Source organism: uncultured Sulfitobacter sp., assembly GCF_964021855.1.
GTDB lineage: Bacteria > Pseudomonadota > Alphaproteobacteria > Rhodobacterales > Rhodobacteraceae > Sulfitobacter.
Genome location: NZ_CAXHZD010000009.1, coordinates 56,255 through 68,686 on the forward strand (window position 1 = coordinate 56,255; position 12,432 = coordinate 68,686).

Below are 12,432 nucleotides of genomic sequence, written 5' to 3' on the forward strand. Positions count from 1 at the left end.
TTGTTGTACTTGTTTTTAGAGAAAACACTGGAAACACGTCAGTCTCTACGCCTTCAATGACCCGACCCGTCTCTGGATGGACGAGTTCGTTAGAGTCCAGGGCTGATGTGAAATTATCATCCGACAGAAGAAACCTTTTTCCAAACGCGTCGATAAATATTGCCTCTACAGAAAAGATACCGATTGGAGAGGATGAAAGAAAAAGGATTGCTTTCGCGAACTTGTCAGCGTCGTGGCCCTTCCCAGCAAGCATCATGAGGTCCAAGAACATAAAATCGGAAGGCTTATCGTTTGCTTCTGTTGCAACGGCGTCAATGATACTCTCGGCTGCTGCGCGAACTTCGTCAGACAGCATATTCAAATACTTGTCGCTTTCCTCTGACTGACCGTAGGCCGAGTCAATTTCGTCTCCAACAGCTATAGTACCAGCGAGTGTGCCCGCCGCTGTACTGAGATCACTGTATTCTCCGACACCTGATGAAAGCCCAATTGTGCTACCTCCATCCAAGATTTTTGCAACCACGCCTGCGCCTATGGTACGTCCGCCTTCGCGGATTGCAAACCGCAAGCCCTGCTCCATCGCGATCGGTGCGATCAGCTCAACTTTAAACTTCAGGTTGTCGCCAGGCATCACCATTTCTGTACCAGAAGGCAGCTCGACTGTGCCTGTTACATCCGTCGTGCGGAAGTAGAACTGCGGTCGATAGTCTGCGAAAAACGGCGTATGACGACCGCCTTCTTCTTTGGTCAGAATGTAAGCCTCTGCCTCGAATTTCGTGTGCGGCATCACCGACCCAGGTTTACAAAGCACTTGGCCTCGCTCCACCGCGTCACGATCAATACCACGCAGCAACGCCCCGATGTTGTCGCCAGCTTCACCGCGGTCCAGCAACTTTCGGAACATCTCCACACCAGTGCAAATCACCCTCTTTGTGTCCTTGATGCCGACGATTTCGATCTCGTCGCCGACACTGATTACACCACGCTCAACACGGCCAGTTACGACAGTACCACGGCCAGAGATCGAGAATACGTCTTCGACCGGCATCAGGAAGGGCTGATCCACCGCTCGCGCAGGCGTTGGGATGTATTCGTCCACGGCCTTCATAAGGTTGCGGATTGATTGCTCGCCGATTTCAGGGCGCGTACCGTTCATAGCGTGCAGCGCCGAGCCTGGAATTATCGGAATATCGTCGCCGGGATAATCGTAGGATGAAAGCAGCTCGCGGATTTCCATTTCCACTAGCTCGAGTAGCTCGTCGTCTTCTACCTGATCAACCTTGTTCATATAGACGACCATGTAGGGAATACCCACTTGGCGACCTAAGAGAATATGCTCACGCGTTTGTGGCATCGGGCCGTCGGCGGCGTTCACAACGAGGATTGCGCCGTCCATCTGGGCGGCACCGGTGATCATATTCTTGATATAGTCGGCGTGACCTGGACAGTCGATGTGCGCGTAGTGGCGGTTCTCGGTCTCGTATTCCACATGCGCGGTCGAAATCGTGATGCCGCGCGCTTTCTCTTCGGGCGCGCCGTCGATTTGGTCGTACGCGCGGAAGTCGCCGAAGTATTTCGTAATCGCCGCTGTCAGCGTCGTCTTGCCATGGTCTACGTGGCCAATCGTACCAATGTTAACATGTGCCTTGTTACGCTCAAATTTTAACTTTGCCATATTTTTCTTTGTAATACTCTGGAGCGTGTCACGTCGCTGCCGCCCTCTTATTCATGAACCCAAAAACAGTGTAGAAATAAATTCCAAAATAATCAAAAGCATAAACCAAGCTTAGCTGCTTACTGATTGAACCGAGATTCGTCTGTGCATTTCGATAAAACCGGACACACGTATCAAACTGAAGTGTTCCCCTTTATGCCGTCAAGCCTCGAAGCTAATTTTACAGGGCGTCAAGAAACCTTATCATTGCAGCATATTCACTATTTGACTTGCTAAAACTAGCCAGCAAATCCTCGGCATCAGCGCGTGACGGAGCGCCCGCTGGCAGATCATTCAGCATCTTGCGAAGGGTGTCGTAAAATCGGTACCTTTGAAAGCGCCTCCGTTTGAGCTGGGGTCGATTGATCCCATAAATCCGCTCACAAGCATCCACGATCTGATCCGAATTCGCAAACGCCATGTTAGGCACGACTTCTACCTCCTCAGTTCCTTCAAAGACTTCCCAAACAAACATCGGCTCAGGATCATCGATGTAAGGATTCGGTATCAAAGGACCTTCGGCGCGGTGCAGGTCCTCAAAAATAGCGACAGCATTTGCATCAAGAGGGTCTGGGATGAGGATCTTAGCCAACTCCTCTAATTCTTCATCCGTTGAAGCAGCTAAGACTGACGGTGGCGCGATCGCTGGCCCAATAAACTCAAACTTTGCTCCTTTAAACCGCTGATTGCAGATCGCACAAGATGCTAGGTAATTGTCATAGACATAGGCCAACCACCAATAGACCGATTTCGGTCGATAGTGCTCAACATCACCATAAGACACTGTCGTTATGTCCGACTCGCAATAAGCACATTTGTTATGCGTCTCGATCAGAAGTTGATCTTTCGTGATCGACCACTTTGACTCGATTTCGACCTTGATCGGCTCCCCGGCAACCAGCCGTTCTCGTGCAAGCTTCATCAAGGCGACCACGCGGTTGCGCGGCGTCCGCCCCCGAAACGCCGACGGCACTGCAGCTTTTGTTCTTACTCGCTCGAGCTTAATCATGTATTTTATTCGCGTTGAGAGGCCAAAATCTTCTTCATAATAATTTGTTGTTCCGCGTTAAGAGACACTGCGGCATCCTCATCCGGCGGCCGTGCACCCAATACCTCAGACAACGCTTTCAAGCGTTCTTCATCGGCAATGGTTTTGTCTTCTTTGCGTTGTATCTCCCTATACTCGTTCTTTGCTAATTCTACTTGCACAGACTCGTCGCTCATCTGACCAAAAGCCTCAGTCGCAATCAGTTGGTTTAAGAGCAAGTTACCGGGGTCGATATCAAAGAGCTCAACGACTGGGTTTCCATCGCGCCTTACACAATAATGCAACGCGCCAAATGGCGCTTGTTGTGCCGTCACGACCGAATGGGTCGTGACGATTAACTGCATCTTCGGAAGTCGGTCTTCGAGGAAATCAAGAAGCCTGCGTTGCCATTTGGGATGCAGATGCAGGTCAACTTCATCAATGATCAAAAGACCACGGGCGCTCAACGGATCTTTATAATCACCAAAGGTATTCGTGATCTGATAGAGTAGATCTCCGACCCATGCCGCCACGCTTTGATAGCCATCGCTTAGCGATCGAAGCGGCACTTTGCCATCTTCGGTCTCAAAAATAAGCGCTTCTTTCTGCTTATCAATGTGGGAAAACTTCATTTCCGGTAAGAAATCAGACAGCACAGCGCGGATGACATCAAGCCCGCTTCCATCTGTAGAATAGTCAAGCTGCATAGCCCAACTCTCCAACGGGTTCAGCGTCGCAGAAGGATCAAAGAGCGAAAGCATACTGCGTGCACGCGGATGAGTACGCCCAGAATGCCCTCTGTCGGACAGCCCTGGCTCGGATAGACGACGAGACGCACCAAAGCCGATCGTGAGGTAACTCCGGGTCGTGTGCTCTAATGCATCGTTCAACAGTGACAGAGTTTCGGATGAGCGCTTAATGAACTTTGTCATCCCCTCGCCCCGCTTTATCAACAGACTGATTTTGCGTTTTTTGCCGTTCGCCGTTTCTATTTCCGCGATGATCTCGCCTTGCTCAACTCCGATCGAAATCCAGTCGTCTGGGTTACCAATCAATTCAGGCAAAGCATCTGAGCCGGCCATAACCAGTCCAATAGATTTCAGAATGGTCGACTTACCGCTACCGTTCTCGCCAGTAAATATCGTCCACTTTCGGTTGTTTCCACCCGGCAGGTCAAAATCGACAAAAACATCCTTGAAGCAACGGATGTTGGAGAGTCTTATAGAAGTGAAAAACATAGCATTCTGCTTTCCGGCAAAGGAACCAAGCAAAACTGCTCGGCTACTTCACTCTAGTTGAAATGAGGCATAGGCTCAAACTTTAAGATCAATTCATTATCAGCGGACATGGTATAGATCTTGTTAGGGCACCGCGCGCCCATGTGGCCCATCTCGCAACACATTTAACTCCAAGGAAATCCAAAATGATCACGCTAGGGCCCATTTTAGGCATCGAACAAGACTACAAATACACCGTCGTTTTATTGCTGCCAAATGGGGTCGATACCGCGAACGGAAGCCTAGTCGAGCTGGTCTTATCTGCGCGGGGCGACACAACACGAATGCCACCGACAACAATGGAAAACACGTTTCAGAACACCCTCTTCCGCTTTGAGTTTGAGATTGACCCGTCTGCTGAGACCGAAAACGTAACCTACGTTATCGAGCTTTCCAACTTGGCCATGGAATGCGCCTCAGGCGACTCCAGTTGGACTTTCGTCGTGCCCGGACAAGAGATCATTCCAAAGGTAGGATTTGCATCCTGTAACGGCGATCACAAATTGATGCCGTCTGAAATGCACTCGTCTGAATTTATCATGTGGGAAAAACTGTTCCAAGCCCATCACCAAGAAGACTTAGCATATTCATTTCATTGTTTGCTGCTGTGTGGCGACCAAGTCTATGCCGATCCCATCTGGGATAGGGTCCCATACTTTGCGAAACATGGTCTCAATGGCCGGAACAGCACTCTGAAAATGTCCGCCCATAAAATCAGCCCGTCTGAAAAAGGCGATTTCGTTGCACAACTCGAAGCATTTTACGAAGAACTCTACATTGGGTGTTGGACCCAGCCTGCAATTGCCAAAGTACTTGCATCCATACCTTCGGTCATGATGTGGGACGACCATGACATTTTTGATGGCTGGGGATCATATCCGAAAGGCCTTCAAAACTGTGAGATCTTCCAGGAAATCTACACCGTCGCCAAACGATATTTTGAACTTTTGCAGATACGAACGAGGTCCAATTCCGCGCTCATATCCAATGATCACTATTCCCAGAGAGTCCCGTTCCGCAATTTTGAAATGCTGATCCTAGACAACAGATCACTTCGCACACGTGATCAAATCATGTCCGATTTGCAGTACAAGGAACTGGAGGACATCAAGGATGGCTCGGTTTTTGACCACGCACACGGTGAACTTGCCAAACAACGAACCTTCATCTTCGGAATCCCAGTTCCTGTTGCACACCTCAACTACAAAAAGCGCGCCGAAGGTTTGCTAGGGCGCATAGGGTGGGCCTTCAAAAACAATTTCGTCAAAAGCTATGATGATGACGCCTTAGATCATTGGGATCATCACCTACATGAAGACGAACAAAAACGCCTCATCGATTTGCTTTTTAGCTTTGGTGACACCCACGAACCAAAGTTCATCCACATTGTTTCCGGTGACGTGCATTCTGCAGGCGCAGGGCGCGTGGAGAGAGTTCGAGGTACCGAAAAACGTCACCTAAATCAATTGATCGCATCACCAATCGTGTATCACCCTGTCGGAAAAGTTCAGCAAAAAATAGTTCATTGGGTCTCCGAAGATGTGACCGATATCCCCGGCTATCGAGTGCGCGTAGACAGGTTTGGTGTCGGGGAAAATGCGCCCGCCAACATCTATGAGCGAAATTTCGGGTTTCTATACAAGGCCGAAGGCAAAGGCATCATGTTCTACCTTACGCTTGAGCATGACCAAGAAAAATATAGCTGGGATCAGCCACGCTTGTTCAATCCGGATAGGTAATAGTCCGACAGCGACCGCACTGACGTCAGGTGCAAACCGCAATAAGGGCCGTCTCGACACTATTTTAGGTGAACCACAAAAGTCTCTGCTATTCTCCAGCGTCCGCTTCTTGTGTGAAATAATTCCAGGCCTGCTGAAGGGCCCCGCCGATCCCTCTCCCTGCATCTGTCAGTGGTTCTGCACTTTCCAGAAAAATGCTTGCACCACCTGTCACCAACGCCATAGCGCCAGAAACACAAAGTTTCCCAGCTTGTTCGCCCGCACCCACCACAAAAGCTCGCCTTAGTTGAGAAAACAGACTTCCCTCCTGGACGACTTCTCGATCTTGAGCCGCCTGAAATTCCCTAAGTGCCCGCTCTGCCTGTTCAAGTTCGTCAGGCGTAAGAACAGTCAAGCAAAGCAGGAGATATTTCTCGCCAGAAAGCTGGAGAATAGCTGAGTTGAAAGAGCTATCAACGATTCCAAACTCTGAGCGGACAATCTTTTCAGCATATCCCCGCAACACCGCATCATCGAGCTGAATTTTGACTGTCCCATGTTCACTAGGAAGTACTTCCGCGCGCTTAAGTTCGCTACGGAGATTTATGTTCAGGTAATTTTCGCTCCTAGCTTCACGGAAGGAAACTTCGTCTCGTAATCCACGAATCTTTCGCTTTGTCGTTCGCAGGGTAAGCGCAGCGTCAAAGTCTGACTTGTCTTGAAACCCTGGTAGGTGCTTTTGAAGCAATTGGATCAGTAGTAGGTCGACCTCCCTCTTTGAGAGCGCACCAAAGCCAACCCCAGTATATTTCTCAAGGAACTCGCCGGCGAAAGATACAGCATGATCTGAATTCTCGGGGTCAAACATTAGACTCTCCAATCAAATTGCATGAAATCTGAATCGCGCTAACGATTGGCTTGGATCTCTGGTTGGTCACCGTTGGTTCTCCGCTTTCCAAATAGTAAGCGCGGACCAATTCAAAAGGCGACGCTCAGTTGTGAGTAGGGTATAAAAAATCAATCATCCAACAAGACCTTGCTGAACGCTTGGTTTCGCTTCTTGGCCATCGAGACCAACGTATCATATCCAAATGCTTGGATGAAAATTTCACCGTTCCCAAAGTACTTTGTCCAAATTTTTGGGTCGTGAGGATTGCGGAAATCGTGCCGCTCAAGAACTTTGATTAGGGTCGGTGTCAAATCAGCTACGATGTAGGCTGTCCGTCGGGAAACATTCCTGAATGACATGTGTTGACCATCTGTTCGGGTAATACCGCCTGCTGCAACGGCTTTTTCGAGTGTGTCAATCACCTGAGTGACGGGATCAGTTTTTGCAGGTCCGAACCGATAGTCATTACGGCTAGGTTTCTTGAACTCAACAATTGTCAGTGTTGACCCATCTTCGTCGCCAAGCACCATCGTATCGTCATAGAATAATAAGTCTGTGACCTTGTCACCCTTCTTGCGCCCACCACCATGCATCGTGCGGTCGCTTGACACATAAGGCAAGAAGGCAAGCGCATCGTCAATAAGCCAGAGGTTGTGCTGGAAGTATTCTATATCCACGCTGTCACTAAAGCGGCGGAAGATCAAAGAATGGACCTCATCTTCGGAGCCCCGTTTGTCTTTGTCGTCAAATTTTCGAGCAGCATCAATTAGTTCGATAATGCTCTTACGGTGAATGACATATTCAGCAAGCGCTTCCTTTTTACCTGCATCGATCCGGCTCGCTAATTCTTGAATTTTTTCGACATATGATTGTGGGTTACTTGCAGCCTCAGTTATCTGTCGCAATAGATCGCCCGTGTTTCGATAGCGGGAAAGAGCAAGATCTTGAACAAATTCCTCTGGCCCCCAGTTGTTTGGCTTGCGTGCGACGTATTCACTGAGTGATTGCCCACGCAGCCCAAGCCGAAGGATGGGATTTTCGTGTAGTGCGAGGTTCAAACGCTCGGTTTGCCCAGTCTTGATTTTCTGTACTTGATCAGCTTCTCGAACTTGAATCTTGTCACATATCGCTCCGACAATTTCTTCGATGGTCTTTGGCGGTAGATCTAGGCTGGTGCGTGAGTCGTTCAGGCGAGTCTCGAAGACGTCGCCGCGCACAATAGCAACGATGATATATTTCTTGTCTTGTTTATCAATATAATGCGTTGCACCAAGTTTATTCGAAAGGTCGCGCGGGTGGCCGACAATCCTTTCAGCAGCAGAGAACAACAGGCAGTGGTTCTTGAACTGCGGGGTCTTTGGTATCTTTGTAAGTGCGTAACGAAGGGTGTGCTTGCTCCCATCAATGGCTGCTTCAATTTCGCCAGCGTCGTGTTCTACAAACAAATTCTTAAAGTAAGCCGTGATGTTCTCTGGCTCATCACTGTCAAATTGAAGAGATATGTCAGGCAGGCCACGATAGAGAAATTGCGGCAAGAAATGTGCCCCAAACTCGTCCTTGACGTTTTGCTTAGAAAGAGCGCCAACGAGTGGTGCCCAACCCTCTAAGGGCTCATCGAATTCAACACAAAGACCCAAGTCTTGGAAGTCGGGTTCGCCGTCAAAGAAGATGATTTCCTCTTCGCGGGAAATGTCGAACCGGAAGGTCTTGCTTGCTTCAACCAGGGCGGACTCATATCTCGTCGAATAGTGGATGCGCGAGAACACCTTGAAAGCGATAAAACGCCCAAAGCCGCGACCGCGCTTCCGCAACTTGTACCCACTGAACGGCGTTCTAAAGGATTTGTAGTTCTCGTCATTCAGGCCACTGCCATTATCGGTGACGCTAATAATAATCTTACTAGGATCATTCAGGTTTTGGAACTTGATGGCGATCTTGCCCTTTCGGGAAGCCTGTTCGCCGAACCGATGTTCAATGCCATCTAATGAGTTTGAAAGCGCCTCGAAAACTGGAAGAAGGAACCCGTGAATGTTGACAGATAGGTTTGTTCTCTCAAGAACTGCCTGCATGTCAGGCTTGATAAGCGCATCTGCCGCAGTCGTTCCATGGGCTAAGTCTTCCAAAATCGGCTCCACAATATTTCTACAACTGTCCGACGTTTCATGGAACTAGTCTAGTCCAAAGGCTTTGTATTGAGATCATTCAGCAGACCAGAAAGCAACGTTTCGGCAATTACTCCATCTGTGCTAACAGATTTGTCGTAACGCGCCGCGCCATTCCTTGCATGTCCCATTCGAAATCAGTGCGTAGAAGGGGTGATATGTCAGCGGTAAACGACGGATCGTCCAGTTTATCAGCTATGTTTTCTTCAATCTGTGTTCGCGTAGCACAGTGCCCGCCATAGTCCATATAGGCGTTGAAAGCCTTGAGTATTTCTTGAGGGTTTGCATCCGGGTGTTGAAGCGCGACATCGAGGTCGAAGAGATCGCGGCCCTTCTTCCGCTGATACAGCGCGCGCAACTTTGTCCCAAGCAGCTCGTTCAGTCCGTAACTAGCTATGTCGCACCGGCCTTCGAACCAACGTGATCTTACTTCAAATGGGATCAACTTTGTTCCAAAGATTGAGAAATGTTCCCGGGTATTGATTTCGACCTTCAGTTTGAGCGGAATGGGCGGTGTCTCTTCGGATGCAAACCGATAGGCAAAGGTGACACGGCCCTCGGTTTGCTTGTATCGCGGTTTTCCCAACCAGGGGTCCAGCACTGAGTGAAGCCGGTCCATCAAGTCCCCAGCGGCTCCAGCTTCAATTTGAACCAGATCAATGTCTTCTGAATACCGGGCCGCGGGCTTTAGGAAGAGCTTGTAGAGTGCAGTTCCACCGCGAAAAGCAAGTTGCTTCTTGAGCAGGTCATCCGAAAAGATGTCGACGAGGGCGCGACTTATTACGAGGTCCTGCTCGACCTGGCGATCATCAATCCAAGGGGCTTCGGATCGCCATTCGGTGATGAAATCACGCGGAATCACAAATCTATCTCCACCGATGCGTTGATATGGATTTTCCAGCGTTCATCTTTTGGGACGTTGTCATGTGAGCGATCAGGCGCGAGGGGCGCGTAATCGCGCGCTTTCGCCGCCACAAGTGGGAGCAACGTCTGAGAGACTTGGTGTTGATCCACATGATCGAACAGATAGCCGAGCCTTTGAATCCAGACTGTCGGCGCATCTATTGCCAAGCGCGCTAGTTGGTCCCGGTCTATGTCTTCAGCAAGATCCGCTAGGACCGTCGCAACCATGTCCAGACCTCCGGCCCTATCGGTGTATCCAACAAGATCAATTGCGGTCGCTTCGGGTGTTGAGACCTTCAGCGTGCCTCGCGGTGTGTTGAACTGGCGCACCGGCACCGATGCGATACGCCTGTTTGCGATGAAAGAGACTTTGACGCTGCCGCATCGAATATCCTTGCGCGAGTGCGCCACGAAAACCTGAAAGGTCTGGGGTCGTTGGTGTGCAGCGCCGTAATATTGTGCGGCTGTCAGGAGACCTGCATAGTAGGCGTCACCCTTACGATCAAAAAGTGCCGGAATAAACTGTTCTGCCGGGAGGCAACCTAAAGATCTGTACTCGGGTGGCACGATCACATAAAAGCCCTTCGCGGGTGAAGCGATTAGGCCCTGCTTGGCCAACCGCGCAAGAGCATTATGCGTTGCGGGTTTCGATGCACCTAAGGCGTGGGTGATCTCGTCTGCATCAAAATTATACCGCCCGCGCGAGGCGAGCGCGTCGATGTAATCCTTGGCTCTGGTATATTTCATTTCCGGCATCACACGCGCTAACTAACACTTTTCGTTATGTGGGGGAAGTGTCACCGGAAGAAATCGACCAATTGCAAACTTACTTAGAGTTAGACGGCGTGCGAACGTTGCCTGGTACGCGCACTATCAAAGCGGTTCGGTCAACTTCACCATCGACCTTGCGTTTGACGACTTCGAAGCAACTGTCGATATGCGGCACTCCAGGTGGACGATCAGAAAGATCGAGTACCCCGAGAACACCCAGGCGGATGTCTGTTTGGCTGTATGCGACAGTTTGAGTGAGATACGGCTTTAGTTCGTCATCGGTCCATTTGAACGCGCGTTTAAGTTCGATGACCAACCTAAAACCTGCGCGTGGAATGTATATATCAGCGCGGCCCGAACTGATATCGGTTTTCTCCACGTCGGCAGCTATGTTTGACAGCAAATAATTGTGTAGATCTTCCTGAAGAGCGCTTTCTTTTGGCGCGGCAGACTTGCTTGAAAACCGTTTAAGATATGAAAATCGTTTACTTTCTCCGTCAATTCTGTCGGCCAGGAATTTGATGAGAAGAATGATCAGATGATCAAAATGCGCCTTCACTTGGTCATCATAATCAAATGCTCCGTCAAGCTCACCGACAATCTTGTCAAACAACCTCTGTTGAACATTCGTTATGTCCGTACGCATCCAAAACGCTTGGCCAGTCGATACAACCAGAGCACTGCCGTCAGCTGAAAGTCCCTCAAGCAGCGGTATCGGGGTGGATATCGGGCCGCTAGACCCACCCCCTAGAGCTTTTTTGGCGGGCCGCGGTTCTCAGCATATTCAGCGATATTTACCGTCAGATGTTCTGCATCTGCTCGGTGCAAATGGTTCTCCGGCGACGCTTCCAACCAATGTTGTAAGTGAGCGGCTAAACCGCGTTCACGGACAAAAGCAGCCTCAATGATCGGCCTAAAGTATGACCCCAGATTCGGAGAACCGGGTCGCACTGATCGGTTCACACTATAAAGATGATATACATGCTCAAGAATAGCTGAAGCATCTAGCCAGCTTGGCTTGCTAAGCTGATTTGCAATAGTCGACAAACTTTCAACGACGGGAACCCATGCCGATAGGGAATAAGACGGAGCTGCAAGCCATTCCATTCCAGGTGCAGGCCGGTCCCAAAGATCACTGACAAACGCTTCGGAACGCAATTCCTCGACCAACTGATCGAGATCAGTTTGCTCATCAGTCTGAACACCAAGGACAGATTTGATCAGTAAATGATAACTCCGTGTGTCACGCCGTTCGTCATCAGCTTCCACCGCTGCAGAAAGCCACCTTTCCGCCTCGACCAATCTAGTTTCGATATCTGATGTAGATTCACACGAAAGAGCCAGTGAGACTTCCACAAGGCCGCGTTCAAGTTTGGCTTGGGCGCCTGTCGTTTGAAGCAGCGCATATTCTTCAAGAAGATGTACCGCCCCGCTAAAATCAAAGAAGTCGTGCGCCACTGATGCCAAACGACAATACATTGGGTCTGCCAATGCATCCCGGCCAGGCTGATAGGCCTGTAACGCCGCGCAAGCAATACTACTCCAGCGATTGTCGGCTAGCGCAAATCGTACAATGCCGGCGGAGGCCTCAGCCTGTAGGAGGGGATGCTCCATCTCATTCCGCGTCCGCTTTTCTAGCGCAAGAACAAATGAGCGAAACGTATCCGGTGGCAAAGTTTGAAGCGCGTGAATGCTTTCTCGCAAGGCCAAGCGGTCATTGTTGCAGGTCAGACCATCAGAAAGGCGCGCCAGAACAGGGTCAATGTCATCAATGTTATCCCAGTCATTGGTCAATGCAGAGGAGACTATGCCAAAGGCTGGCGATGTGTGGAAATCTGTCTCAAGCACGCGATCTAACCCGCCAAGTGCAGCGATCGTCACCACCTGCCCGGAAGACTCGAGTTCGACAATAGCTTCATCGAGCCCAATCATGGGCATGAGCCCGATCTCAAGTACCGTGTTAGTTCAGCA

9 protein-coding genes and 1 pseudogene are annotated in these 12,432 nt (G+C 49.9%); 1 reads left to right on the top strand and 9 read right to left on the bottom strand.

Going from position 1 to position 12,432, the window contains the following annotated elements:
- Positions 1-502 precede the first annotated feature (502 nt).
- The 3 genes and pseudogenes from tuf to AADJ11_RS18950 all read right to left on the bottom strand — a co-directional run.
- A pseudogene (tuf, locus tag AADJ11_RS18940) lies at positions 503-1,675 on the bottom strand (elongation factor Tu); the annotation flags it as partial.
- A 220-nt stretch (positions 1,676-1,895) separates the two neighbouring features.
- The gene (locus tag AADJ11_RS18945) at positions 1,896-2,723 is read right to left on the bottom strand and encodes a hypothetical protein (RefSeq protein WP_341235969.1); all 828 of its coding nucleotides are present in this window, start codon (positions 2,721-2,723) and stop codon (positions 1,896-1,898) included.
- 5 nt (positions 2,724-2,728) lie between these two features.
- Complete coding sequence (locus AADJ11_RS18950) at positions 2,729-3,979, bottom strand: AAA family ATPase (protein WP_341235970.1); 1,251 nt, start codon at positions 3,977-3,979, stop codon at positions 2,729-2,731.
- A 185-nt stretch (positions 3,980-4,164) separates the two neighbouring features.
- Between AADJ11_RS18950 and AADJ11_RS18955 the strand changes: the two genes are divergently transcribed.
- Positions 4,165-5,757 (top strand): alkaline phosphatase D family protein, encoded by a 1,593-nt coding sequence (locus AADJ11_RS18955; protein WP_341235971.1) that lies wholly within the window; start codon positions 4,165-4,167, stop codon positions 5,755-5,757.
- A gap of 88 nt (positions 5,758-5,845) precedes the next feature.
- On the opposite strand, the gene AADJ11_RS18960 is transcribed toward AADJ11_RS18955, so the two are convergent.
- From AADJ11_RS18960 to AADJ11_RS18985, 6 genes are all read right to left on the bottom strand, one after another.
- Positions 5,846-6,604 (bottom strand): hypothetical protein, encoded by a 759-nt coding sequence (locus AADJ11_RS18960; protein ID WP_341235972.1) that lies wholly within the window; start codon positions 6,602-6,604, stop codon positions 5,846-5,848.
- 149 nt (positions 6,605-6,753) lie between these two features.
- Positions 6,754-8,748 (bottom strand): ATP-binding protein, encoded by a 1,995-nt coding sequence (locus AADJ11_RS18965; RefSeq protein WP_341235973.1) that lies wholly within the window; start codon positions 8,746-8,748, stop codon positions 6,754-6,756.
- 109 nt (positions 8,749-8,857) lie between these two features.
- Entirely contained in the window at positions 8,858-9,649 is a 792-nt protein-coding gene (locus AADJ11_RS18970) for a nucleotidyl transferase AbiEii/AbiGii toxin family protein (protein ID WP_341235974.1), read from the bottom strand.
- Complete coding sequence (locus tag AADJ11_RS18975) at positions 9,646-10,437, bottom strand: type IV toxin-antitoxin system AbiEi family antitoxin (protein ID WP_341235975.1); 792 nt, start codon at positions 10,435-10,437, stop codon at positions 9,646-9,648. Before AADJ11_RS18975 ends, AADJ11_RS18970 begins: the two co-directional genes overlap by 4 nt.
- A 79-nt stretch (positions 10,438-10,516) precedes the next feature.
- Positions 10,517-11,107 (bottom strand): hypothetical protein, encoded by a 591-nt coding sequence (locus tag AADJ11_RS18980; RefSeq protein ID WP_341235976.1) that lies wholly within the window; start codon positions 11,105-11,107, stop codon positions 10,517-10,519.
- A gap of 101 nt (positions 11,108-11,208) precedes the next feature.
- A complete protein-coding gene (locus AADJ11_RS18985; RefSeq protein WP_341235977.1) occupies positions 11,209-12,393 on the bottom strand; it encodes a hypothetical protein in 1,185 nt (394 codons plus the stop codon).
- Positions 12,394-12,432 lie beyond the last annotated feature (39 nt).

What these genes read in the sequence shown, in the direction of transcription:
- AADJ11_RS18975 (WP_341235975.1), bottom strand. Translation starts at nt 10,437, where the DNA reads ATGAAATATACCAGAGCCAAGGATTACATCGACGCGCTCGCCTCGCGC.
- AADJ11_RS18945 (WP_341235969.1), bottom strand. Translation starts at nt 2,723, where the DNA reads ATGATTAAGCTCGAGCGAGTAAGAACAAAAGCTGCAGTGCCGTCGGCG.
- AADJ11_RS18980 (WP_341235976.1), bottom strand. Translation starts at nt 11,107, where the DNA reads ATGCGTACGGACATAACGAATGTTCAACAGAGGTTGTTTGACAAGATT.
- AADJ11_RS18960 (WP_341235972.1), bottom strand. Translation starts at nt 6,604, where the DNA reads ATGTTTGACCCCGAGAATTCAGATCATGCTGTATCTTTCGCCGGCGAG.
- AADJ11_RS18950 (WP_341235970.1), bottom strand. Translation starts at nt 3,979, where the DNA reads ATGTTTTTCACTTCTATAAGACTCTCCAACATCCGTTGCTTCAAGGAT.
- AADJ11_RS18955 (WP_341235971.1), top strand. Translation starts at nt 4,165, where the DNA reads ATGATCACGCTAGGGCCCATTTTAGGCATCGAACAAGACTACAAATAC.
- AADJ11_RS18985 (WP_341235977.1), bottom strand. Translation starts at nt 12,393, where the DNA reads ATGATTGGGCTCGATGAAGCTATTGTCGAACTCGAGTCTTCCGGGCAG.